A 24,447-nucleotide genomic window follows, 5' to 3' on the forward strand; every position below is an offset into this window, starting at 1 on the left:
TCGTAGCTGCGTCAATCCGGTCAGCGGGTGGGCACCGGAGAACATCTGGGCACCCGTATCCTGGAGTGATGAGCGTGGACACCGCAGCACAGGTCACCGACGAGCAGGCGAGCACCGGGGTCCGGGAACTGGCGCAGGCGGCGAAGATCGCCTCCCGCGCACTGCGCAGTGCCACCACCGCCGCCAAGAACGAGGCGCTGTACGCCCTCGCCGACGCACTGGTCGCTGACGCCGATCGCATCCTGGCCGCCAACGTGGTCGACGTGGAGCGCGAGAGTGCCGCCGGGATGAATGCGGGACTGGTGGACCGGCTCCGGCTCACCGATGAGCGCATCGCCGGGATCGCTGACGCACTCCGCGAGCTGGCTGCACTCCCTGACCCGGTGGGGGAGGTCGTGCGTGGTCAGACCCTGCCGAATGGGTTGACTGTGCGCCAGGTACGGGTGCCGATGGGCGTTGTCGGGATGATCTACGAGGCCCGGCCGAATGTGACGGTGGACGCCGCAGGACTAGCCCTCAAGAGCGGCAACGCGGTGCTCCTGCGCGGTGGCTCAGCGGCCGCGAGCAGCAACGAGACCATCGTGGCTGTGCTGGGAGAAGCACTTGAACGGGTCGGGTTGCCACGTGAGCTCATCCAGTCCGTCGATGCCTACGGCCGCCCTGGTGCGCGGGCCCTGATGCGTGCCCGCGGACTGGTGGACGTGCTCATCCCGCGCGGCGGCGCCGGCCTCATCCAGACCGTGGTGGCCGAATCCCAGGTGCCGGTGATCGAGACCGGCGTGGGCAACTGCCACATCTACGTGGACGCCACTGCCGAGGTGGACCAGGCCATCCAGATCCTGCTCAACGCCAAGACCCAGCGGGTCGGGGTGTGCAACGCCGTCGAGACGCTGCTCGTGCACGCCGACGCCGCTGAGACCTTCCTCCCCGCGGCGCTCGCGGCGCTGGCCCAGGCAGGGGTACGCCTGCACACCGATGAGACCTCAGCCACTCACGCTCCCTCGTCTGCGGACGTCGTTCCTGCCACGGACGAGGACTGGGCGACCGAGTACCTGAGCATGGACATCGCGGTACGGGTGGTGCCGGACCTGGACGCCGCGCTCGAACACATCCGCACCTGGTCCTCCGGGCACACCGAAGCCATCCTCAGCAACGACGTCGCGGCCGTGCGCCGATTCACCAGTGAATTGGATTCGGCGGCGCTGCTGGTCAACGCCTCCACCCGGTTCACCGACGGTGGCCAGCTGGGCCTCGGTGCCGAGATCGGGATCTCGACCCAGAAGTTGCACGCCCGGGGCCCGATGGGTTTGGCCGAGCTGACGACGACCACGTGGATCGTGCAGGGCGAGGGACACGTGCGGCCATGAGGCCTGAGTGGCCCGGAGGCATGACAGACTAGGGGCAGGGTCGTGACACGCAGACGAAGGAGAACGTAGATGCGCAGCTCGCTGCTGATCATCGCTGCCGAACAGACCGAGCACGCTGCCGAGGGCCTGCAGCCGATCGGGTTCGGTCTGGTTGCCGGTGGCATCCTGCTGTTCCTGCTCCTGGTGACTCTTGCGTTCCGGAGCCTGGGAACCCGCAACCGTCCCCGCTGAGATGGGCAGGGTCCGCATCGTTGATCGGCTGTGGCGATGATCGCCGCGACCCGCACACCGTCGCGGGTGGGAATCATGGGCGGCACCTTCGATCCCATCCACCACGGCCACCTCGTCGCTGCCAGTGAGGTGGCCGACGAGTTTGACCTGGACGAGGTGGTGTTCGTGCCCACCGGGGCGCAGCCGTTCAAGCTCGACCGCGCGGTCACAACTGCCGAGCACCGATACCTGATGGCAGTGATCGCGACGGCCTCCAACCCCTTGTTCTCCGTCTCCCGCGTGGACATCGACCGCCCCGGCACCACGTATACGATCGACACGCTGCGGGATCTGCACGCCGTGTATCCGGATGCCGAGCTCTTCTTCATCACCGGTGCCGATGCGCTCGGTCAGATCCTCTCCTGGAAGGACTCCGACGCCCTCTGGGATCTCGCGCACTTCGTGGGCGTGACCCGCCCGGGCCACCACTTCGACACCGAGGATCTACCGCCGGGGGAGTACTCGCTGCAGGAGATTCCCGCGATGGCGATCTCCTCCACCGACTGCCGCAAGCGGGTACAGGCGGGTAAGGCCGTCTGGTACCTGGTGCCGGACGGCGTGGTGCAGTACATCGCCAAGCATGGGCTCTACGTCGACCCTGCAACCTTTCAACACCCTGCGGAGGTGGTCTCGTGAGCGAGACTCCGACCGGGGGCCTGGGAGAGCGTCGGCGGCGTCGCGAGGCGGAGCGTGCACGTGCGGCCGCCCGAGCCGCTGAGCAGCCGATGAGCCGGCGCGAGCGCCGAGCGTTGGAGGAGGCTCTCGCGAGCGGCGCCATCCGCGTCACCGAGGACGGGTACGAGCCCACCGGCGAGGTCCCTACCATCACCTCCGGTCAGCATGCGCTGGTGCCCGATGGTCAGATCCCGACGGCGCAGCCCACCGACGTGGACGGGTCGCCTCCCGCTGGCGCTGAGGCGGAGGATGCGAGCGCTGGCGCGCCCGCGGGGGACGCTCTGCCGACCGGGACAGTAGCCTCGCCTGAGCCTGAGCCTGAGCCTGAGCCTGAGCCTGAGCCTGAGCCTGAGCCTGAGAATCCGGTCGAACCGGCAGCGCCCGCTCAGCCGGAGACGCATGCCTCGAACCAGACGCCCCGTCGCGTCTCGCGGCGGTCGCTGCGCCAGCAGCGCGCGGCCGCCGATGCCGCGGCAGCGGGGGATGCGGGTACCGAGGATACGGGCACCGGGGAGATCGACGCCGCGGGTACCGGCGCCGCCGATGCAGGCACCGCGGTGGAGCCCGAGCAGAGTCGGACCAGCACCGGTCGCCGGCCGGTGATCCGCCCGCCCGCCACGGCCTGGGGAATCCGGACGGTCGACGCCACCGGTGAGCTGACCGGCATCCAGCGCGCGGTGCGTGACATCAACTCCGCACCGGAGACGCCAGCGGAGCCCGACCAAGAGAGTGGCCAGACTCCGGCGCAGGTCCCCGCTCTGGACGAACCCAGTGACCCCGCCGCGTCTGACGAACCCAACCCCGCCACTTCTGACGCGCCCACGGAATCCGACGCCGTACCCGCGCAGGCTAGCGGCGCCCCCTCGCGAGGTGAGCCGGACGTGCCGGAGGTGAGCGCCGCCGTCGAGGAGGAGGCTGACGACCAGTTCGACATGCGACCCCGCTGGCCCAGCCTCGCCGGCACCGACACGGGGGAGAACCCCGTGTTGCGGCTGGAAGCCGAACGTGAGGACGTGATCAGCGAGGCCGAGGATCAGGACGAGGACGAACATCACCACACGCCCCGCTGGTTGTTGGCGTTGTACATCCTCGTGCTCCTGCTCGCCGTAGCCGTCCTGGGCCTGCTGGTGTGGCGGATGGCGACCGGCGACCTGTTCGACGGTGACGCGCTCGCGGCTGCGACCGCGTGGCTCACCGACACTGCTTAGACTCAAGAGACGACTCAAGGAGACACGTGCCTGCCGACGATCGTTCACGCCACCTCGCCGCAGTGGCGGCCCGCGCCGCGGCTGACATCAAGGCCCGGGAGGTCATCGCCCTCGATGTCTCCGAGCAGCTCGTGCTCACGGACGTCTTCGTGGTCACGTCCGGCTCCACCGAACGTCAGGTGCGTTCGATCGTCGACGCCGTCGAGGAGGCCATGCGTGCCGAAGGCGTCAAGGCCGCCCGTAAGGAAGGCGTGGCGGAGGGCCGTTGGGTGCTGCTCGACTTCACCGACATCATCGTGCACGTCCAGCACGAGGAGGACCGCGTCTTCTATGCTCTCGAACGGCTCTGGAAGGACTGCCCGGTGATCGAGCTTCCGGAGGAGGCTCGTGGGGAGAGCGGCGAGAGTGACGATACCGACAGCCGGGCAGGGCTGGACGAGGGCCTGTGACCGCCGGGACTGTCATCCTCTGGCGGCACGGGCAGACCGACTACAACGTCGAGGGACGCCTGCAGGGGCAGGTGGACATCCCGCTGAACGCCACGGGTGAGCGTCAGGCCGAGCTGGCTGCCGAGGTACTCACCCAGGCGCACCCGACGGCGATCCTCACCTCCGATCTCGGCCGGGCCTTCGCGACGGCGCAGGCGCTGGGAGAGCGGACCGGGCTGCCGGTGGCAACCGATCCGGGGGTGCGCGAACGGAGCTTCGGCGTGTGGGAGGGCCTGACTCATCCCGAGGTCAAGGCCGGGTGGCCGGAGCAGTTCCACGCATGGCAATCCGGCGACCATCCCGAGGGTGTCGAGGCCGAGACTCGCCGTGAGGTTGGTCACAGGGTGTCGCGGACCATCGAGGCTGTCGCGGCGAGGCTGAGCGCGTCAGATGTGCTGGTCGTCACGTCTCATGGGGCCGCGATCTCCTGCGGGATCGCTGTTCTGCTGGGACAGGATGCCGAGGATTGGCGCGGAATCACAGGGATTGGCAACTGTCACTGGTCGGTGCTGCGGCACGCCGGTGGGGGAGTGCCGAGCTGGCGGCTGGCCGCCCACAACGTGGGGGTGCAGGAAGCCGATTTCGCACGAGCGGCACGGATCGTCTAGACTCAAACCCGCTCGTGAGGGCAACCCACTCGGGGCTATGGCGCAGTTGGTAGCGCGCTTCCATGGCATGGAAGAGGTCGGGGGTTCGAATCCCCCTAGCTCCACGGCTGTGATGTCTCGCGACATCGTGAACGGGTGAACCCTCACCAGGGTGGGGGTTCACCCGTTTTTTGGTTGGTAGGTGCGGGTGGGGTCGAGGGTGTGTTCGGTGAGGATTTCGCCGGTGGCGGCGTTGATCACGGTGGCGTGGTCGTTGTGGACGAGGCAGATGATCTCGGTGCGGGCGTGGGCGCGGCCGATGCCGAGGTGGAGCATGCGTGCGCTGTGGCGCAGGCTGATCTTTCCGGTGGGGTCGATGGTGTCGTAGCGCACGCGCCAGAGGTCGGGGTCATCGGGTGCGGTGGGGGTGGCTTTGGGGATGAGGTGGTAGGCCTGGGCTGGGGTTCTGCGGGCGATGCCACGGTGGGGGCGTTCGTGGTTGTAGTAGTCGCGGAAGGTGTCCAGGATCTGTTGCAGATCGGGCAGGGTGGCTGCTTGCTGGGTGCGTAGGTGTTTGGCCAGGGTCTGCCAGAAGCGTTCGATCTTTCCCTGGGTGGTCGGTTTGAAGGGTTTGCCGTTCTTCTGGGTGATGCCATGCAGCGCGAGGAGGGTCTCGAAGGCGTTGCCGGTGCCGTCGGGGCGGCCGCGGCCTCCGCGTGCGTAGCGGGTGGTGTAGACCATGTGTGGTGTGTCAAGTTTCTCGGACAGTCGTAGTGGTGTGTCTTGGTGGTCAGGCCGCCACGATGTGGTCAGCGGGGGCGGCTGTTCGGTCGGCCCATTCCTGGGTCGGTGTGCGGTAGCCGATCGTTGAATGACGTCGGATCCGGTTGTAGAAGATCTCGATGTAGTCGGCCACGGCGAATCGTGCCCGAGTGCGGGTGGTGAATGTGTCTTGGTGGTACATTTCGTTCTTCAGTGCGGAGAAGAAACTCTCGGCTGCTGCATTGTCCCAGCACACCCCGGTTCGTCCCATTGATTGGGTGAATCCGTTGTCGGTGCAGAATCGGGCGAATTCAGTGCTGGTGTATTGGGTGCCGTGGTCGGAATGGAATATTGCGTTCTTGGCTGCGCGGCCGTGGGTGCGGGTCATGGCCAGGGCGTCGGTGACCAGGCTGGTGCGCATGTGGTCGCCCATCTGCCAGCCGATGATCATCCGGGTCGCCAGATCCAGCACCACTGCCAGGTAGAGCCACCCCTGTCCGGTGCGCAGGTAGGTGATGTCGCCGACGAGGTGGGTACCTGGCTCGGCGCTAGCCGGGTCGAAGTCACGCTTCAGCAGGTCGGGGTAGGTCTGGGCTTGCTCGGCCCGCACGGTGGTGCGTCGCCAGGCTCGGGGCTGGATGGCCGCCAGGCCCATCTCCCGCATCAGATCAGCAACCAGGCCTACCAAGCAGGGCGTGCCGGCCGCGTTCAGCGCCGCGGTGATGCGCCGACACCCTGCGGTGGCCCGCTGACGGTCGAACTCGGAGGCGATCAGTTCCTTGAGCCCCTCGCGGCGTGCCCGGGTCGGGGTCCAGGTCCCGGCTCGCTCGCGCCAGGTGTAGAACGTCGAACGCGGCACCTTCAGCTGGGCACACATCCACGCCACGGGGTAATTGTCCTTCTCCGCTTCGATCAGGGCAGACTTTTCGTCTAGCCCTGCTCCCTGGCGAAGAAGGCCGCGGCTTTTTTAGAAACTCGTTCTCCATGCGCAACCGACGATTGTCCTCTTCCAACTGCGCGAGCCGACCATAGTCGGTCGGGGTGAGCTTCTTCTCCGGTTCAGGATTCTCCCTACGGTACTTCTGGACCCAATTACTCAGCGTGCCAGCATGGATGCCCAGCTCGCCCGCGACCTGAGCGATCTGCCGCTCAGACTGGATGACCAACTGCACCGCCTCGGCCTTGAACTGCGCACTGAACCGGCGCCTGGATGTACCTGCCATGTCCTCGATCCTCTCTCATGAGGACTGTCCAACATCCTTGATACACCCCATGGCGAATGCGGTCTTGCGGGAGTGAGCCGTCGGCGGCAAGGTCGAGAAGGTTGTCTTCCTTGGTGGTGAGCTGCGTGAGCTGGTCTTCGAGGTTCTTGCGGAGCAGTTGCTGCGCGGCGACCTGGTCGTTCAGCGCGGACTCGATGTGGCTGCGCACGGCGGCGACGAACGCGGGGCTGAGGCGGATGGTCTTGTAGTGCTCAGCAACAGCGTCTTCGACCCGTTCGATGCTGGAGTATGGGGCGTCGCAGACGCGGTCTTGCACGCCGCGGCAGAAGAAGTAGCCGTAGTCGGCGTTGCCGTGCCGTCCGGTGGTGCGCATGAGGATCATGCGCCGGTTGACGTGCTGCTCGAGGCGGCACTGCCCGCACCAGATGGTGCCCTTGAGGTAGTGGTCATGGCGCTTTCGGCGTTCGCGGGCGTAGCCGCGCTCGCCCACACTGCCCGGCATGTTCCCCGCACTCTCATCGCCTGTACTGTCGCAGTAGCCTACGAAATCATATTCCTTTGAATGCATCAGTGTGCGAAAATGGGGGCAGATCGCAGTGTCCCGGTCGAGCCGTCCAGCTCCCGCCTGCGACTCCGTCACACCCTCCCGAGCGGCGCGGCACTCTAGCAGTGTCAGTGGTCGCCGGTAGCGTTGGACACGGCACCATGAGCACAACTTAAGGCGCGCCCTGGGCGCGGAGGAGCATGAACACACCATGACGAGCCATCTGAGCAGTGAACGAAGCTACGGCGCGACGCCTTCGAGGGTGGTGGCGTGACGGTGGCGCTCAAGAAGTCTGACCTCTACAGCTCGCTGTGGGCCAGCGCGGACCAGCTCCGTGGCGGCATGGATGCCAGTCAGTACAAGGACTACGTCCTGACGCTGCTGTTCATGAAGTACGTCACGGACAAGGCGAAGTCCGACCCGGACAGCCTCATCGAGGTGCCCGAGGGCGGTTCGTTCGATGACATGTTCGCCGCGAAGGGCGACAAGGAGATCGGTGAGCGGTTCAACAAGATCATCGGCAAGCTCGCCGAAGCCAACGACCTGCGCAACGTCATCGACCAGGCCGACTTCAACGACCCGGAGAAGCTCGGCAGCGGAAAGGAGATGCAGGATCGCCTCTCCAAGCTGGTGACGATCTTCAACGATCTCGACTTCAGCGGCTCGCGAGCTGAGGGCGACGACCTGCTCGGCGACGCCTACGAGTACCTGATGCGTCACTTCGCGACGGAGTCGGGCAAGAGCAAGGGCCAGTTCTACACGCCTGCCGAGGTGTCGCGCGTCGTGGCGAAGGTTGTCGGCATTGGCCGCCAGACGCGTCAGGACGAGACGGTCTATGACGCCGCAGCCGGTTCCGGATCGCTCTTGCTCAAGGCTGCCGCCGAGGCGCCGCGCGGCATGACGATATACGGCCAGGAGAAGGACAACGCGACGTGGGCGCTGTCCAAGATGAACATGATCCTCCACGGCAACGAGACCGCGGAGATCTACAAGGGCGACACGATTACCAACCCGCAGCTGACGAACGGGACGAGGCTCAAGACCTTCGACTACGTCGTCATGAACCCGCCGTTCTCCGTCAAGTCGTGGAGCAATGGGCTCGAGGAGGACTACGGACGTTTCGAGTACGGCAAGCCGCCTGAGAAGAACGGTGACTATGCCTTCCTGCTCCACGCGCTGACGTCGCTGAAGTCTGAAGGCAAGGCTGCCGTCATCCTCCCGCACGGTGTGCTGTTCCGCGGCAACGCTGAGGGCAACATCCGCCGCGAGCTCCTCAAGCGCGGCTTCATCAAGGGCGTCATCGGCCTGCCGGCGAACCTCTTCTACGGCACGGGTATCCCTGCGTGCATCGTCGTACTTGACAAGGAGAACGCCGTTAGCCGCACTGGTGTCTTCATGGTCGACGCCAGCAAGGGATTCATCAAGGACGGCGCCAAGAACCGACTGCGTGACCAGGACATTCACCGCATCGTCGACACGTTCAACAAGCAGATCGAGATCGATCGCTACTCGCGCATGGTGCCGATGAGCGAGATCGCGGACTCGAAGAACGACTACAACCTCAACATCCCGCGCTACATCGACAGCTCGGAGTCCGAAGACCTGCAGGATCTCTCCGCGCACCTCAACGGCGGCATCCCGTGCCGCGACATCGAAGCACTTCAGAAGTACTGGGATGCGCTGCCGTCACTGAAGGACGCGCTCTTCGAGCCGCTCCGTGAGGGATACTCCAGCCTCAAGGTCGAGTTGAGTGAGGTGCAGGACTACGCGCTTCACCGCAGCGGGCTCGACAGCCTCCGGGCACAGGTCGCGGCCATCGTTGACGAGTGGTTCGCCGCCCATCGTGACGCACTCCTGGGCCTCACAGCCGAGACCAAGCCGGGTGACCTCATTACGACGCTGAGCGACGACCTGCTCGAGCGGTTCAAGCCGGTTCCCCTCCTCAACGAGTACGACGCGTACCAACAGCTCATGACCTACTGGCACGACGTCATGCACGACGACCTGAGCCTGATCATGGCGGAGCTGAGCGCAGGCAGAGACTGGGCGAAGGCAGCGGCACCCCGCCCGACCATCGAGGACAAAGAGCGCAAGCTCAACGAGACTCCGGACCTCGAGCTCGGTACCGGTCGCAAGAAAACCAAGTACAAGATGGATCTTGTCCCGCCGTCGCTCATCGTGAGGCGCTACTTCGCAGATGAACAGTCGCGCGTCAATGAGGTGAACGCAGAGCTCGAGGCGGCGACGATAGCGGTCGCTGAGCACGCAGAAGAGCACGGCGCCGATGAAGGCGTGCTCGCCGAGGCGACGAACGACAAGGGTGCCTTCACGAAGCAGCTCGTGAATGCCGTCATCAAGGCGGCGAAGCTCGCCCACGATGGAGAAACTCTCGACGTCGCGCGCGACGCTCTCGCGCTCGTAGATGCAGAAGCCTCATTGAAGCGGATTGCGAAGCGTGATCAAGCGGCGCTCGATGAGATGACACTGCGCAAGTACGGCGACCTGACGGACGACGATGTGAAGTCAATCGTGCTCGATGACAAGTGGCATGCCGCCATCGCGGCGAAGATCGACGGTGAAGTCAACGCGTTGACTCTCGTGCTCGTCGCCCGTATCCATCAGCTCGGAGAGCGGTACGCAGACACGGTCGGAGACCTCGACGCCGAGTTGGAGAAGCTCGACGCGAAGGTTGTGAGCCACTTGGTGGTTATGGGGGTCGAATCGTGAGGGCCACGGCTACGTCCCAGGCGTGGGGTGACGTCGCCCTTCTCGATTTGGTGACCATTAAGAGCGGTCAGGTTGATCCTCGTGAGGCCGCGTACCGAGGTCTCCCGCTGATCGCACCGGATCACATCGCTTCCGGAACTGGTCGCCTAATCAAGAGGGAGTCGGCGGCGGCGCAGGGGGCCATCAGCGGCAAGTATCTCGTGCGCCCAGGAGACGTCATCTACAGCAAGATCCGTCCGTACTTGCAGAAGGCGTACAAGTGCGACTTTGACGCCCTCTGTAGTGCGGACATGTACCCGCTCACGCCTCGTCGCAACGCGGACTCTTCGTTCATTCTCCACACGCTTCTAGGGCACGACTTCACGAACTTCGCGGTCAGTGTTTCCGCGCGTAGCGGCATACCTAAAATCAACCGTGAAGAGCTCGCCGAGTACAGGATGCGGGTCCCGAGCGGTGCTGAGCAACGCGAGATCGGCCTCGCGCTCGACGATGCCGACCAGCTGATCGATACTCTCGAGCGCCTCATCGCCAAGAAACAGGCGATCAAGCAAGGCATGATGCAGCAACTCCTCACCGGCAAGACTCGCCTCCCCGGCTTCACCGAGCCGTGGCGTGAAGCCACCGTAGGAGGGCTCACCGATCAGCATCGTCGGACAGTCGACCCACGGCAGGATCGAGAAAGGCGTTTCCAGCACTTCAGCCTTCCTGCCTTCGATGACGGAGAGGTCCCGATCACTGAACCCGGCTCGGCGATCGACAGCATCAAGTTCGTTGTGCCTGCAGGTTCCGTTCTGGTCTCCAAGCTGAATCCGCGGATCCCGCGCATCTGGGCACCCGACGGGATCGGCGACAACGTGATTGCGTCGACTGAGTTCGTAGTGCTGACGCCGCGGCCAGGAACGGATCGCTCCTACTTGAAGTGGCTGATGAAGTCGGATGCGGTCGTCTCGCGCATGAAATTGCTTGCCACAGGAACGACCGGCAGTCACGCCCGAATCCACCCGAGACAGGTGGCGGCGCTCGAGACCCGGGTCCCGAGCGAACCAGAGCAGGTGGCGATAGCAGCGCTGCTGGACAGCGCCGACCGCGAGGTCACTCTTGTCCGCCGGCGACTGACGAAGGCGCGCGCAATCAAGCAAGGCATGGTGCAGCAGCTCCTGACTGGCCGCACCCGCTTGCCGGTGAATGACGAGGTCGCCGCATGAATGGGATGAACCTCGAATGGGCGGTGCACGAACTCGACTCGTTCATTCACCTGGCTGAGCGGATCCCGCATCCGAGCGCGAACGTGATTGGGACTGTGCATCGCGGGTCAGGAAGCGACCTGGCAGCGCAGGCGCAGATCGTCGAGCAGATTCTCGATCGAGCGACCCCGGGATGGAGAGAAGCGTTACCCGAGAAAGGGCGTCAGTGGGCTGGCTTGCGGGAGGCTGCAAGCAGAGGCCGCGCTCAACTTCAACGTGAGGACGAGCTGCGGCAGAACTTGGGCGACGACGCCCCTGAGATCTCCGCCTCCAACCTGCACCCCTGGATCTGGAGTGGCGCTCGCTCGCTGTGGCAATCGGGCCACTTCGTCCAAGCAGTGCGCGATGCCGCTACCAAGCTGAATGCCGAGACGCAGAACAAAGTCGGCCGCCGCGACGTCAGCGAGACGGATCTGTTCAAGCAGTCGTTCTCGCTCGACGAGGCGAAGACCGGCAAGGCGCGGCTTCGTCGCCTGAGTCCGGAGGATAGTGACACCTACCGCTCGGTACAGCGCGGCGCGATGGCGTTCGCGGAGGGTGTCTTCGCGGGGATCCGGAATCCGCTCAGCCACGAGGCGGATCAGGAGATGTCTGAGCAAGTGGCACTTGAACACCTGGCTGCGTTGAGCGTGCTCGCGCGGTGGGTGGATGAATCAACTGTGGAGCACGCAGGAGAACCGTCATGAGCACCGTAGGTCAGATCGAACGTAAGACGCAGAGTCGCGTCGTCAAGCTGTTCAGGGAGCAGCTCGATTATGAGTACCTCGGCGACTGGCATGACGGCAACCGCACCAGCGGCATCGAGGACGATCTGCTGATCCAGAACCTCCAGACGCGCGGGTACGACGCGACGCTCATCAGTCGGGCGCTCGATCGCCTGCACAAGGCCGCGGCAGTTGGCGTAGGGCGCAACCTCTACGAGGCCAATCGCGGAGTCTACGAACTACTCCGCTACGGCGTGAAGGTCAAAGCAGCCGTCGGTGAGCAGTCCGAGACCGTGCATCTCATCAACTGGGCGGATCCGAACGCCAACCACTTCGCTATCGCCGAAGAGGTCACGGTGCTCGGCCAGCACACGAAGCGCCCTGACGTCGTGCTCTACGTCAACGGTCTGGCGCTCGGCATCATCGAACTCAAGCGCTCCAAGGTCTCGGTCAGCGAGGGCATTCGCCAGAACATCGGCAACCAGAGCAAAGACCTTATCCGACCGTTCTTCGCCTCGACGCAGTTCCTCTTTGCCGGCAACGACGCCGAGGGACTCCGCTACGGCGTGATCGACACCCCAGAGAAGTACTGGCTCGAGTGGAAGGAAGACTCCGACGTCCAGTCCCCGCTCGATCGTGCGCTGCTGCAGATGTGCTCGAAGGGCCGCTTCCTCGAGCTGATTCACGACTTCATCGTCTTCGACAAGGGCGTCAAGAAGGGGCCTCGTCACAACCAGTACTTCGGCATCAAGGCCGCGCAGGCGCGGATTGCCAAGCGCGAGGGCGGCATCATTTGGCACACTCAGGGATCCGGCAAGAGCCTCACGATGGTGTGGCTCGCCAAGTGGATCCGCGAGAACCAGCCGGATGCGCGCGTACTCCTCATCACTGACCGCACCGAGCTCGACGATCAGATCGAGAAGGTCTTCAACGGCGTCAGCGAATCGCTCTACCGCACCAAGAGCGGCGCCGACCTGATCGCGACACTCAACAAATCCGAGCAGTGGCTGATCGGCTCGCTCGTCCACAAGTTCCGCGGCAACGACGATGAGGCCACCGAGGACACAGACGACTACATCGAGCAGCTCAATGCTTCCCTGCCTGCTGACTTCAAGGCCAAGGGCAACATCTTCGTCTTCGTCGACGAGGCCCATCGCACGCAGTCGGGGAAGATGCACGACGCGATGAAGAAGCTCCTGCCCGAGGCGATGTTCATTGGCTTCACCGGTACGCCCCTGCTCAAGCAGGACAAGGCTACGAGCATCGAGACGTTCGGCTCCTTCATCCACACGTACAAGTTCAACGAGGCTGTCGACGATGGCGTCGTGCTGGATCTGCGCTACGAGGCGCGTGACATCGACCAGGAGATGACGTCGCCGCAGCACGTCGACAAGTGGTTCGAAGCGAAGACCAAGGGCATGACCGACCTCAGTCGCGCAGAGCTGAAGAAGCGCTGGGGCACCATGCAGAAGGTCGTCTCAAGCAGATCGCGGGCATCGCAGATCGTGGCGGACATCCTGTTCGACATGGACACGCGCCCGAGGCTCATGGATGGCCGAGGAAACGCGATGCTCGTCGGCTCGAGCATCAGCCAGGCTTGCACCTTCTATGACCTCTTCGTGGCCGCCGGGTTCAAGGGAAAGTGCGCCATCGTGACGAGCTACGAACCGAGTGTCAGCGAGATATCGAAGGAGGACTCCGGCGCTGGGCTGACCGAGAAGATGGCACGTTACAACACCTACCGGCGCATGCTCGCGGACTACTTCGAGACATCCGAAGACGACGCGATGGGCCGGGTTGAGGAGTTCGAGGCTGCCGTCGAGAAGCAGTTCATCGATGAGCCCGGCCAGATGCGCCTGCTCATCGTGGTGGACAAGCTCCTGACCGGCTTCGACGCGCCGAGCGCCACATACCTGTACATCGACAAGAAGATGCAGGATCACGGGCTCTTCCAGGCGATCTGCCGCGTCAACCGCCTCGACGGGGACGACAAGGACTACGGCTACATCGTCGACTACCGCGACCTCTTCAAGTCGCTCGAGAAGGCCATTGACGACTACACGACCGGTGCGTTCGAGGGGTACGACAAGCAGGACATCGAAGGTCTTCTCTCCGACCGCATCGACAAGGCCCGTGAGGACCTCGAGGACGCGCTTGAGCGGATCCGAGCCCTCTGCGAACCAGTGCTGCCGCCGAAGGGCACCGATCAGTACTGTGCGTACTTCGTTGCTCGCGAGGCCGGGAATGCGCAGGAGATCAAGGACAACGAGCCCAAGCGCGTCGAGCTCTACAAGGCCGTTGCCGGAGTCACGCGATCGTTCGCAAACATCGCCAACGACATGAGCGCGGCCGGCTACAGCCCTGCCGACGTTGAGAAGATCAAGGCGGAGATTGCGCACTACAGCGATGTGCGGGCAGAGGTGAAGCTCGCCGCTGGCGAGGATGTCGACTTCAAGGCCTACGAGGCGGACATGCGCTTCCTGCTGGACACGTACATCAAGGCCGGCGCATCTGAGGTCATCTCGAACTTTGAGGACGATGGGCTCATCGACCTGATCGTCAAGTTGGGCGCAGGCGCTATCGACAGGCTGCCCCCGGGCATCAAGAAGAACAAGGAGGCGGTGGCCGAAACCATCGTCAACAACACCCGCAAGCTCATCATCGACGAGCACGGGACGAACCCGAAGTTCTTCGACCGCATGAGCGAGCTTCTCGACGCGGTGCTTGAAGAGCGGCGCCAGCAGGCACTCGCGTACGAGGAGTACCTCGCGAAGATCCTCGACATCGCGCAGCAGGCCGGCAGCAAGGACACTGGCAAGAGCTACCCGTCATGGGTGAAGAGCGACGGGCAGCGCGCGATCGTGGATTTCTTCTGGCCGGACGAGGGCATTGCGATCGAGATCGAGTCGGCCGTGCGCAACAACAAACAACACGGTTGGAAGGACAACGCTCTCAAGCGTAAACAAGTCAAACGTGCGATCGCCCGCAAATTCACCGATGGCGATGACCCCCGGATCGATACGTTGTTCGAGCTCGTGAGTAGGCACGATGAGTACAACTAGCGCGTACCTGACTGTCCGCGGCATCGACATCGACGTCGTCTACAAGGACATCAAACACCTGCACATCGGCGTCTACCCACCTGCTGGCCGTGTCCGGGTCGCCGCGCCGACGCGCTTCGACGACGACACCATCCGTCTAGCGGTCGTGCAGCGGCTCTCGTGGATCCGCCGGCAACGCAAGGAGCTGGCTGGCGCCGCACGCCAGTCGATGCGCGAGATGGTGACGGGAGAGAGCCATTACGTCTGGGGGACGCGTAAGCGCCTCAAGGTCGTTGAGCGGCCAGGACGATCTCATATTGAACTCGATGGAGAGCGCCTCGTGCTCTATGCGTCGACCAACTCCACGCCTGAGCAGCGTCGGTCAGTTCTTGATCGCTGGTATCGGGAGCAGCTGCGCAACGCGCTGCCGGATCTCATCGCCAGGTGGGAGTCCGAGCTCGGTGTCACCGTGCCGAAGTGGACGGTTCGCAAGATGAAGACCAAATGGGGCTCCTGCAACCGCGAGACGCACAACATCTGGTTCAACGTGGAGCTGGCAAAGAAGGATCCAGTCTGCCTGGAGTACATCGTGGTGCACGAGCTCACCCACTACTTCGAGCGTGGGCATGGCGCGAGGTTCGCCGCGCTCATGGACAAGCATCTGCCTGACTGGCGGATGCGTCGTGACCTGCTCAATGGCTCGCCGCTTGCCGAGGAGGAGTGGGACGCGTGATCGAAGGTGCTCCAACCGGCAGGCGATTGAACTGGTGCTCGAGCAGGCCGAAGTATTGGCGCGCGAGGAGACTGCGTAGGCCATGAATTGCTGCGGGAGAAGCGTCCGGGCTTGGGGGATCGCGTGGACGGAGTGAGAGTCGTCACCGTCGACGACGCCAGCATTCTGGTGCTCGAAGAAGTGACTCAGGAGATTAAGGACACGCTCAACGCGAGGCTTGTCGAGTACTGCTACGGGCGTGTCAAGGCCGCTGAGGATCCCGACTACTACTCGCTCGATACGACGCTCGATGAGTTCTTCAAGCTCTACGACACCAAGAGCGAGAAGACCCAACTTGGTATCGCTGGCGAACTAATTGTGCACCTTCTCGTGCCGCACGGTCACGAGAAGTTCGTGTCCGCCGCGCTCTATCTCAACAAGGAGGAGCGCGCGATCAAGAAAGGGTTCGACCTCACCTTCTATGATGACCACGACGGCGGCCTTTGGTACGGCGAGGTCAAAGCGGGGAAAGTATCCGACACTCAGACTGCGGACAGCAAGATTCGTGATCTCATCGGCGTTGCCGAGCGAAGCCTCCACGACATGTTCACGTCTGACGTTCGCAAGAAGCGCTGGGACGCAGCGCTTCTCGACGCAGACGCAACGTTGCAAAGTACCCAAGCATCGAACGTCAAGAAGCTTCTTCGCACTGACTTCAAGACCGTCAACGGCGGCGGCAAGGCGAAGGTCCGCGCACTTCTGTGCGGTGTCGTGATGCGCGACCTAATGCTCGACGAGATCGACCCAGAGACAGGCAAGGCGCTGATCGAGAGCGTGAAGGGGCGCGGGCGGTTCGCTGAACTCCGCCTGCTTCTCATCCAGCAGTCTGACCTTGAGGACTTGGTTGAAGTGTTGCGCGCCTCGATTGGAGCGCCGGTCTGATGGTCGTTGACATCACCTATCGGAAGTTGCGCCATCAGGCGAACCTCGACGATTCGCGCTTCCTCAAGCTCTACACGAGCATGTCGCTTGGGCAAAGGATCTCGGACGACGAATACCAGCAACTGCTTTCGTATGCTGTGATATTCCTTCGTCAAGGCGACGCGACCGTCGAGCGGCTTGGTTATCGAATCGCACTGCAGTACTCACTGGACACCACAGACTTCGAGCCGCTGCTAGACATTGCGGATCACCGAGAACTGATGCCCGTCATTGCCGCGATCCACACAGCCCATCCCGAAGTACTTGAGGACGACTCGTTGCATCGGGTGCTTGGAGTCGCTCATGGCAAGAACTTCACATCGGACGGGGTCACGCGTACGCGCGAACAGCTGGCGTTGCGCGCGTTCAACACGATCAATTCGCACGCGGCCATCATCGCGCCGACCTCGTACGGCAAATCTGAGATGATGACCGACCGCGCACTTGCGTCCCTGCCCGGCGCCGTCTGCATCGTGGTGCCGTCGAAGGCGCTCATCGCACAGACGAAGACTGAGCTCGTTCGTCTTATGCGCCAGCGAGACGTCTCCGCGCGCGTCATCTCGCATCCAGAGGCCTACAACGGCGAGTCGTCTTTCGTTGCGATCCTCACGCAGGAACGGCTGCATCAGCTTTTCGTCGATAATCCGGAACTCAAGATTGATCAGCTCCTGATCGACGAGGCGCAGAACGTCCTGTCAGACGACGCGCGTGCGCTTGAGCTATCCCAGGTGATCCTCGTTGCCCGTTCCCGCAAGGCCGACATGCAGGTCGCCTACTACACGCCGTTCCTCGAGAACCCGGAAGCTCTCCGACACGTCAACGGTGCGGATCAGCAGGTACGTGCCCGCACGGTAAATGAGCAAGTCAAGGTTGAGCAGTTCTTGGTGGGGGCACCTGGGAAAGCCCTCCAGGTCTTCGACCAGTTCTTGGCTCGTTCTTTCGAATCGTCGATAACGGTTCCAGACGATGATGCCGACGCGGTCATCGCATTCGCCGGCCCTCGCACCATCGTCTACTTGAACAAGCCTCGCGACGCTCAGGACTTGGCGCGTCGCATCGCAAGCAAGGTTGGTTCCGCGAATGACGCGATTGCTCCTGCAGCCGCCAAAGCTATCGAGGCAATCAGTGACCTTGTCGACAAGGACTACCTCCTCGTCGACGTAATCCGAAGCGGTGTTCTTTTCCATCACGGACAGATCCCCGAGGTGCTGCGACAGTACGTCGAGAACCTCTTCCGGGAGGATCAGTCCCCGGACAATCGGCACCTCGTGACGACATCCACCCTGCTGGAGGGAGTGAACACCCCAGCCGACACAATGGTGCTGTTGTCGCCCGATCGGGGACGCGGCTACTTAGCACGCTCCGCCTTCAGGAATCTGGTTGGTCGCGTGGCTCGGTTCAGCCAGATCTTCTCGTCGGATACACCGAAGCTCGAGTTGCTCGTTCCGAAGGTATACGTCCTCGAGAGCTCGTACGCGCCGAAGCGCTGGAATCCATTGAACTGGCTCGGGGATGTAGCTGACCCGTCGAAGTCGGCGTCCGATCCAGTGGAGAATCCACTTCTCGAGTCTGGCCCAGCCGAGCAACCGCGCATCGAGGCGCTTGAGCGGCTCGAGAACATCGAATCGGGCGCGTCCGGTCTTGAGGGTGCTCGGCTCGCGCAGACCGCCCTCGGGCGTCTCTGCTTCCGCCACGGCGCCCATGACTTCGATGTGTTCCGCTACGAGTTGCTTCTGCAGGAGCGTGCGACCGATCGCAGCGGCGACACCGTCTCGACCGCCGATGACCTGATTGCGTTGATCGTCGACATCTTCCTCACAGGTGTCGAGCTTGGCCGCGACACTGATGATCTCGAACGCATTCGAGACGAGCAGGGAGCGCGTAACTTCTATGCCATGTTCCTCAGCTGGCGGGCGGAAGGCGATCCCCTGAAGCGCATGATCGGACGCTACCTGACGCATTGGAGTCGTCAGGAGGACGATTTGATCTGGGTCGGGTCGAAGTGGGGCGAGGTCAAGCGCTTCGCGACGGAACACACGAGTGCATACGTAAGACGGGCAACGAAAACTCGCGGTGCACTCGTCAACCTCGCAATTGTGCGGATCAAGGCAGAGCTCGACTTCCTTGACTACAACCTCATGAAGTACCTGGAGATCTTGTTCTCGTTGGACCTGGTTGAGGAGACCTTCTACCTCAAGCTTAAGTACGGCACAGCGGATCGATATGTGATCGCACTACTGCGTAACGGCATGTCCTTCGAGCTTGCGTATCTCATTGCAGAGTCCTATCGCGAATTCGTCGGGGCCGATACCATCGCCAACACGATTGAGCTACGCCCAGGTCTATTGGAGGCGATGGAGTCGGCGAATGTCAATGACATCTTGCTATTCGAGGTGCGGGGACTGATTGGGGCGCAGGCGTGAGTGGGCAAAGCTTTGGGACACGGCGGTGGTCGAGCCTCGTCTCCGAAACGCAATTCGCGGTAGACCTTGTGCTGATCGGCATTCGACGAGTGAGCCACCTGCCTATGATGGAGACGTAGTCGGCCAGATCTCGTACGACCAAACGTTCCCCCTTCATGTCGGCTTGCACGGCTACACCAGCCGTACACGATTAGCGTTCGCGACCATGCGGGTCGCGCATCTGGACATCGATACTCATGAGTGCGGTACGGACCGTCGCAGCGTTGAAGCCGAACTTGGCCCCGACAGTTGCCAGTGACTCTCCGGATTCATACAGCTTGGCGGCCAGCGACACCTGGGTTGAGTTCATGCCCCGAGGCCGCTTGGCCGTGTCGCTCCGGTTGAGCACTTCGCTGACCGTGACGCGGTGGATGCCGTGACGCGCAGCAATCTGTTTCATCGTCTGCCCTGCTTTGTACTCGGCGACGATGGCGCGCTCCGTCTCAGCAGGTAACTGCTTGCCTGCCCGTGCGGGTCGCGGAGATCGAGGGGTGCGTTGCGGGGCTACGCCTCCGATCTGACCCCTGGCCGCTGCGACCAGACCACCGAGTTGACGAACTGTCTCGTTTCGATTGCAGTAAGTCTTTAGGAGCCCCACGGTCGTGATGTTGCAAGACTTCCGATAGAGCCCGGATCCGCGAGGGTCCGGGCTTTCTTCGGTGTCGTCACAGCAGTGCGGTGAGAAGTCTGTCGAGAGCGCTGTGTGACTGTTCCCGGGCGGCGGCAGGGTTCTCGTGCTGGGCGACCCAGAGTGCCGTCTCGTTCATGGCACCCGAAAGCTGGGCCGTGGTCGCGTCGAGAAGTGTCTGGTCGATGCCCACCGCGAGTAGAGCCTCGCGCAGGTGGGCCGCCGAGTTCTCTGTATCGAGCCGGCGCCACTCCTGCCAGCCCACGACCGCAGGTGCGTCGATGAGCAGGATGCGAACGGCCGGAGCCGCTGTGATCGCGTCGAGGAACGCGTGCGAGCCCGCTCGGAGCTGGTTGCCCGGGTCACCGCCAGCCCTGTCGGCGGCGCTGGCCACGACCGCTGCGATCTGCACCTGGAGCGCTGCCGCGACCGCGGCGAACAATTTCGCCTTGCTGCCGTAGTGGTGGTACACCGCCCCGCGTGTGACCTCAGCCGCCCGAGCAACGTCGTCGAGAGAGACGTCGGCGAAGCCGCGGGAGGCGAACTGCTCGGTGGCCGCCTCCAGCACGCGTTGAGCGGTCCTGGCTGCGTCGGCGGCGGAGGCGCGGGGCATCTGACTTCCTTTACGTACACTGTGTATGTATAGTCGACCTCGTTACATACACAGTGTACTTAAAGGAGGCTTCATGTCTGTCACCAGCGTCTACCCCGTGCTCATGTCGCGGGACGTCGCCGCCGCCGCATCCTTCTACCGCGACGTCGTCGGGTTCGAGACCACGTTCGAGTCTGACTGGTACGTCAGCCTGCGGCTGGACGCATGTGAGCTGGCAATCCTGGCGCACGACCACGAGACCGTCCCGTCGGGGTACGGGGCACTTCCCGCCGGTGTGCTCATGAATCTCGAAGTCGACGATGTCGACGCAGTCCACCGGAGGATCCTCGGCATTCAGGGCGTGGAGATCGTCCAGCCGCTGCGTGACGAACCGTTCGGGCAGCGTCACGTGATCGTGACCGCTCCCGACGGCGTCTTGCTCGACGTCATCCAGCCCATCGCGCCGAGCGAGGAGTTCGCGGCCGCCTACGGTGGTGTGTAGACCGGTGCGAAGGCCCGGTCGCGGTCGGGCGCCGTACCGGGCGACGACTCACGACGGGCTTGTCCGCGGGGAGCGGTCCTGCGCGCCGCCGGGTCGAAAACGCTGCGCCACCTGGCAACGGAACGGGTCGCCGTCGAGGTAGATCTCACGCGGTGACCCCTCCGGGACGCGCGACCCGAGGGCGGCAGCCGTGCGCACCGCGTCGAAGGCACGCAAGATCGTCGGGAACTGCACCTCTGCATAGGGCACATCGACGACGACCTCCGTCCCCGCCGCCTCCACCTCGTCAGCGTCCGCCGCACTCACCACCGGGATGCGGATCTCCACAGGCCCGTCGGACTCCCAGCTGACCTCACCGTGGTAGACCACCACGAGCGGCTGGGAGGTATCCACGGCCGACCCTGCCCGCTGGGAGAGCGCGGCGGCGCAGCGTTCGATGTGCGCGGGCAGGTCGGCCGCGGTGGTGCGCACGGTCCTGGCGACGAACAGCCGTTCCGGGGTCTCGCGGATCGACACCGCGAGATCGACCGGCTGCTGTCCGCCGCCTTGCTTGTGCGCCGTCGGGTCCTCGGCAAGGCCATCGAGCAAGGCGAGTGCGCGCTCGTGTGCCCGCACTGTCTCGAGGCGATAGTCGGCGAGCAGTTCCCGCCGCTGCGCACCGGTGGCCGCCAGGACGGCACCGATGCGCTCCAACGGCATTCCGACACGGCGCAGTAACGTGATCGTGCGAGCCCGGTCGGCCTGGGACCGGACGTAGTAGCGGTAGCCGGTGTACTCATCGACCGCATCTGGCAGCAGTAGCCCGCGTCGCTCGTACAACCGCAAGGCTTTCGGCGACAGCCAGGTCAGGCGGCTGAACTCCCCGATTGAGAGTCTGGTGGTGGTCACCTCAGCAAGTATGCGATCTCTACCGCCCACTTGCTGCGATCCGGCTCGGTCTCCGGGTCGGTGAGGAACTGTTCGGTGCGCGCCTGCCAGTGGATGCCATCGGCCCGTTCATCGATCGCGAGCTCCAGATCCTGGACCTGCGCCCAGTCCCACATCTCCCGGTGCGTCTGGGTGAGCGAGTCCGGGCCGCCCTGCGGGCGTGCCACGAGGTAGCTCCCGGCCGGGAGCGCGCCGGTCTCGAACCCTGCGATCTCGACCGGTGCGGCTACCGGAACGGACACGACCACGTCCATCGGGTCGGTCGCCGTCTGTAGCCGCCGGTACTGGTAGATCGGACCACCCAGTGGCGTCTCGCCTGCCTGTGCCAGGGCCCCGTAGATCGCCGGCACGTGGGCGTTGACGCGATCCCAGTGCGCCAGCTCGGCGGTCATCGACACACCCACCCACCAACGTTCGGCCCGGTCCTCGACCATGAATGCGGTCATCGTGTTCCTTTCTGGTCACCACCCGCCTCTCGGGTGGGCTGCAGACAGCACACGCCCTTCCCCAGGGGCAAGGTCAACCGCGTGAGTGCCGGCCCAGCGTCACGCCTGGGATTCACTGACCGTGATTGATCGTTCGGTGCCCCGCTCGCTGTGCGGCGAGTGCGGCCAGTGCCATGGCGACCACGGCTGCACCGACGACGGCGGCGACTTCGGTGAGGCCCGGTCGATCCGCGAAGCCGTGGAGCAGGGGATTGGACCATTCGAAGACGTAGGACGGCGGCCACCAAGTGTTGATGGCGCGGGCAAGCGGCGGCAGCGCGGAGACCGAGATGAACCCGCCGCTCGCGAAGTAGCTCCCCAACGCCGCCATGATGAGTGCAGGCTGGATCATTCGGTGAGTGCGCAGGTACGCCGCTACCACGACACCCACACCCGCGGCCGCTGCAGTAGCCGGCAAGACGATCGCGGCAGCCAGGAGCAGCTCCTGCATTCCTACCCGGGTTCCGAAGGCCAGGGCCACCAGCGCCGTCGGTATAGCCGCGACGGCAGCCAGGACGAATCCCGCAGCTGCCGCACCCAGGCCGGCGACGTAGCTACCGAGCGGAGTCAGCGCGATCTCCTTCTCGGTGCGATGCTCGCTGTCGACGGCGTACAGGTTCGCTGCGATCATCGCCGCGCCCAAGAGCAGGGCGAGGATCACGGCCGACCCGCCCATGAAGGCCGTCCGTGGCACATCGACCGGTTTGACCCTGTCGATGATCGCGGCGACCTGGTGAGCGTTCGTCGCGCCGTCGAAGGCGTTGGCGGTCGTGGTCACGCGCAACCGGACGTTCTTCATGGCATCGGAGTTGATGTTGTAGGTCGCGATCTCGACCGCTCCGGTCTCGCTGAAGTCGGCCGGGACCGTGACCACCAGTTGCAGGCGCCCGGCATGCAGGAGCTCAGCTGCCGCGTCCGCCTCGGTCTCGACGATCCGGAAGTAGGAACCGGTCGGTCCGCGGGTCTCGGTGACAGTCTCGACGAACTGGCGCGAGTGCGCCGTCTCAGCCTCGTCGACGACTGCGATCGGCCACGCATCGTTGGCTCCGAAGATCACCGAGGCCAACGCGAGGACGACGACAGGCACCGCCATCGTCTGGACGAGCAGTTCCGGGCGGCGCCAAGCGATACGAAGGTTGCGGGCGAACACGGCGGCGAGGGCGTGAAGGTGGGTCAGCATCATTGTCCTTGGGTGAAGCGGAGGGCCTTGGTCAGCTTCCACACGGCGAACGAGACGGCAGCAGCGGCCAGGAGAAGGCTCCCGAGTGCCGCGACGATCGCGCCCTCGGGTTGGGGCAGCGAGGTGACCTCGAAGCGGACGACGTCGAACAGTGGCGCGAGGGGAATCCAGTGCGTGGACGCCCACAGCAGTTCGACCCCGCCGCCGTGAGCGAAGCCACGGATGTAAGACTCGTAGCCGCTGACGAGGAAGTGGGCCACGGCGATCAGGACGGCGACCGGGACGAGGGGGAGTGCCCGGCGGAGCTTGACTCCGAGGAGGGTGCCCAGGGCGGCGCCATAGATCCAGACGATCGCGAGAACTCCGGCGGATCTCCAGCTCAGCATGTGCCACGGGTAGCCAAGCACCCACCCCAGAGCGGCAAGTGTTACTGCGATCGTGACAACGGACATGATTGCCGCTGCGGCCCACTTCCCGGCGACCAGCGAGGCGTGACCGCTGGGCGAAAGCACGAGTGCCTTGGCCGTACGCTCCTCCCATTCCCGGGCGATGCTGACCCCGACGCTGACGATGCCGGCATAGAGTGCAGCGAACAACAGCAAGGCCGAACCCAGATAGACCGAGACGGGGATATCTCGCTCGAGTTCGGTGGATTCGAGGATCGCCAGCCGGTCGGGAGGAGTCGATGGCAACGTCTGCTGGAACTGCCGCAGTGCTTCTTCGATTCGCAGGTGCTGGTTCTTCGTGCCGTCGGCATTGATGTTGACCAATGACAGCGTCACCGCCGGGTCCTCACCTTCATCCACCGAGCGTCCGAAGCCCTCGGGGATCACGAGCATGGCGCCGACGTCTGCGCCCTCGTACATGTCTCGGGCCTGATCCGGGTCGGAGGTGAGGATCTCGTAGTAGTCGCCGTCGCTGTTGTGCATCTGGGACATGACGGCGATGAAGTCGGCCGAATGGGGTGTCTGGTCCTCATCGGCGATCGCGATCGTCGCTGTGGTGGAGACGTGGACGACGATCGCATACAGGAATGTGAAGGCGACCGGAACCACGATGCTGATGATGACGAACAGGGGCGCGCGGAAGGAGACGAGCAGATCCTTCTTCGCCAGAGCGAGTGCAGCGTGCACGAGGG

General features: G+C 64.0%; 23 protein-coding genes and 1 tRNA gene. 15 read left to right on the top strand and 9 right to left on the bottom strand.

The window, feature by feature from the left end; translation table 11 throughout:
- The first annotated feature begins 68 nt into the window (after window positions 1-68).
- From FV560_RS13250 to FV560_RS13275, 7 genes are all read left to right on the top strand, one after another.
- Window positions 69-1,367, top strand: coding sequence for a glutamate-5-semialdehyde dehydrogenase (locus tag FV560_RS13250; protein ID WP_159622025.1), 1,299 nt, complete (start codon window positions 69-71; stop codon window positions 1,365-1,367).
- A gap of 69 nt (window positions 1,368-1,436) precedes the next feature.
- Complete coding sequence (locus tag FV560_RS20150; RefSeq protein ID WP_193495839.1) at window positions 1,437-1,598, top strand: hypothetical protein; 162 nt, start codon at window positions 1,437-1,439, stop codon at window positions 1,596-1,598.
- 36 nt (window positions 1,599-1,634) lie between these two features.
- Window positions 1,635-2,273, top strand: a complete 639-nt coding sequence (nadD, locus tag FV560_RS13255; protein ID WP_159622026.1) for a nicotinate-nucleotide adenylyltransferase — start codon at window positions 1,635-1,637, stop codon at window positions 2,271-2,273.
- Window positions 2,270-3,520 (top strand): hypothetical protein, encoded by a 1,251-nt coding sequence (locus FV560_RS13260; protein ID WP_159622027.1) that lies wholly within the window; start codon window positions 2,270-2,272, stop codon window positions 3,518-3,520. The genes nadD and FV560_RS13260 overlap by 4 nt, the downstream gene beginning before the upstream one ends.
- Window positions 3,521-3,546: 26 nt before the next feature.
- Complete coding sequence (gene rsfS, locus FV560_RS13265; RefSeq protein ID WP_159622028.1) at window positions 3,547-3,969, top strand: ribosome silencing factor; 423 nt, start codon at window positions 3,547-3,549, stop codon at window positions 3,967-3,969.
- Window positions 3,966-4,616: a histidine phosphatase family protein gene (locus FV560_RS13270; protein ID WP_159622029.1), complete on the top strand. Its 651-nt coding sequence runs from the start codon at window positions 3,966-3,968 to the stop codon at window positions 4,614-4,616. Before rsfS ends, FV560_RS13270 begins: the two co-directional genes overlap by 4 nt.
- Window positions 4,617-4,647: 31 nt before the next feature.
- Window positions 4,648-4,720, top strand: a tRNA-Ala gene (locus FV560_RS13275).
- Window positions 4,721-4,775: 55 nt separating this feature from the next.
- Here FV560_RS13275 and FV560_RS13280 read toward each other — a convergent pair.
- The 3 genes from FV560_RS13280 to FV560_RS13290 form a co-directional block, all read right to left on the bottom strand.
- Window positions 4,776-5,336: an integrase core domain-containing protein gene (locus tag FV560_RS13280; protein WP_159622030.1), complete on the bottom strand. Its 561-nt coding sequence runs from the start codon at window positions 5,334-5,336 to the stop codon at window positions 4,776-4,778.
- A 49-nt stretch (window positions 5,337-5,385) separates the two neighbouring features.
- Window positions 5,386-6,580, bottom strand: a protein-coding gene (locus FV560_RS13285) for an IS3 family transposase (RefSeq protein ID WP_235020119.1) whose coding sequence is annotated in 2 segments (ribosomal slippage) — window positions 5,386-6,319 and window positions 6,318-6,580 — 1,197 coding nt in all. Because the reading frame shifts where the segments join, the coding sequence is not laid out codon by codon here.
- Entirely contained in the window at window positions 6,507-7,220 is a 714-nt protein-coding gene (locus tag FV560_RS13290) for a recombinase zinc ribbon domain-containing protein (protein ID WP_159622032.1), read from the bottom strand. Before FV560_RS13290 ends, FV560_RS13285 begins: the two co-directional genes overlap by 74 nt.
- A 174-nt stretch (window positions 7,221-7,394) precedes the next feature.
- Here FV560_RS13290 and FV560_RS13295 point away from each other — a divergent pair, with 174 nt between their 5' ends.
- From FV560_RS13295 to FV560_RS13325, 7 genes are all read left to right on the top strand, one after another.
- The gene (locus tag FV560_RS13295; RefSeq protein WP_235020120.1) at window positions 7,395-9,851 is read left to right on the top strand and encodes a type I restriction-modification system subunit M; all 2,457 of its coding nucleotides are present in this window, start codon (window positions 7,395-7,397) and stop codon (window positions 9,849-9,851) included.
- Window positions 9,848-11,056 (top strand): restriction endonuclease subunit S, encoded by a 1,209-nt coding sequence (locus tag FV560_RS13300; RefSeq protein ID WP_275401902.1) that lies wholly within the window; start codon window positions 9,848-9,850, stop codon window positions 11,054-11,056. Before FV560_RS13295 ends, FV560_RS13300 begins: the two co-directional genes overlap by 4 nt.
- Window positions 11,053-11,781, top strand: a complete 729-nt coding sequence (locus FV560_RS13305) for a TIGR02391 family protein (protein ID WP_159622034.1) — start codon at window positions 11,053-11,055, stop codon at window positions 11,779-11,781. The genes FV560_RS13300 and FV560_RS13305 overlap by 4 nt, the downstream gene beginning before the upstream one ends.
- Window positions 11,778-14,861, top strand: coding sequence for a type I restriction endonuclease subunit R (locus FV560_RS13310; protein ID WP_159622035.1), 3,084 nt, complete (start codon window positions 11,778-11,780; stop codon window positions 14,859-14,861). Before FV560_RS13305 ends, FV560_RS13310 begins: the two co-directional genes overlap by 4 nt.
- Window positions 14,848-15,573 (top strand): M48 family metallopeptidase, encoded by a 726-nt coding sequence (locus tag FV560_RS13315; protein ID WP_159622036.1) that lies wholly within the window; start codon window positions 14,848-14,850, stop codon window positions 15,571-15,573. Before FV560_RS13310 ends, FV560_RS13315 begins: the two co-directional genes overlap by 14 nt.
- A 132-nt stretch (window positions 15,574-15,705) precedes the next feature.
- Complete coding sequence (locus FV560_RS13320; RefSeq protein ID WP_159622037.1) at window positions 15,706-16,494, top strand: Hachiman antiphage defense system protein HamA; 789 nt, start codon at window positions 15,706-15,708, stop codon at window positions 16,492-16,494.
- Window positions 16,494-18,956 carry a DEAD/DEAH box helicase gene (locus tag FV560_RS13325; RefSeq protein WP_159622038.1) on the top strand — a complete coding sequence of 821 codons (2,463 nt, stop codon included), beginning with the start codon at window positions 16,494-16,496 and terminating at the stop codon, window positions 18,954-18,956. Before FV560_RS13320 ends, FV560_RS13325 begins: the two co-directional genes overlap by 1 nt.
- A gap of 190 nt (window positions 18,957-19,146) precedes the next feature.
- Here FV560_RS13325 and FV560_RS13330 read toward each other — a convergent pair whose 3' ends face one another.
- The gene (locus tag FV560_RS13330) at window positions 19,147-19,395 is read right to left on the bottom strand and encodes a hypothetical protein (RefSeq protein WP_159622039.1); all 249 of its coding nucleotides are present in this window, start codon (window positions 19,393-19,395) and stop codon (window positions 19,147-19,149) included.
- Between the two features lie 265 nt (window positions 19,396-19,660).
- Window positions 19,661-20,236, bottom strand: coding sequence for a TetR/AcrR family transcriptional regulator (locus FV560_RS13335; RefSeq protein ID WP_159622040.1), 576 nt, complete (start codon window positions 20,234-20,236; stop codon window positions 19,661-19,663).
- A 73-nt stretch (window positions 20,237-20,309) separates the two neighbouring features.
- Between FV560_RS13335 and FV560_RS13340 the strand changes: the two genes are divergently transcribed.
- The gene (locus FV560_RS13340; RefSeq protein WP_159622041.1) at window positions 20,310-20,717 is read left to right on the top strand and encodes a VOC family protein; all 408 of its coding nucleotides are present in this window, start codon (window positions 20,310-20,312) and stop codon (window positions 20,715-20,717) included.
- A gap of 48 nt (window positions 20,718-20,765) precedes the next feature.
- Here the strand turns inward: FV560_RS13340 and FV560_RS13345 are convergent, their stop codons facing one another.
- From FV560_RS13345 to FV560_RS13360, 4 genes are all read right to left on the bottom strand, one after another.
- On the bottom strand, window positions 20,766-21,605 hold the full coding sequence (locus tag FV560_RS13345; RefSeq protein WP_159622042.1) for a MerR family transcriptional regulator: 840 nt from the start codon (window positions 21,603-21,605) through the stop codon (window positions 20,766-20,768).
- The gene (locus FV560_RS13350; RefSeq protein ID WP_159622043.1) at window positions 21,602-22,090 is read right to left on the bottom strand and encodes a GyrI-like domain-containing protein; all 489 of its coding nucleotides are present in this window, start codon (window positions 22,088-22,090) and stop codon (window positions 21,602-21,604) included. The genes FV560_RS13345 and FV560_RS13350 overlap by 4 nt, the downstream gene beginning before the upstream one ends.
- 112 nt (window positions 22,091-22,202) lie before the next feature.
- Entirely contained in the window at window positions 22,203-23,309 is a 1,107-nt protein-coding gene (locus FV560_RS13355) for an ABC transporter permease (protein WP_159622044.1), read from the bottom strand.
- Window positions 23,309-24,442, bottom strand: coding sequence for an ABC transporter permease (locus tag FV560_RS13360; RefSeq protein ID WP_159622045.1), 1,134 nt, complete (start codon window positions 24,440-24,442; stop codon window positions 23,309-23,311). Before FV560_RS13360 ends, FV560_RS13355 begins: the two co-directional genes overlap by 1 nt.
- Window positions 24,443-24,447: the final 5 nt, after the last annotated feature.

The sequence above is a fragment of the Ruania rhizosphaerae genome (assembly GCF_009805705.1).
GTDB classification, from domain to species: Bacteria; Actinomycetota; Actinomycetes; order Actinomycetales; family Beutenbergiaceae; genus Ruania; species Ruania rhizosphaerae.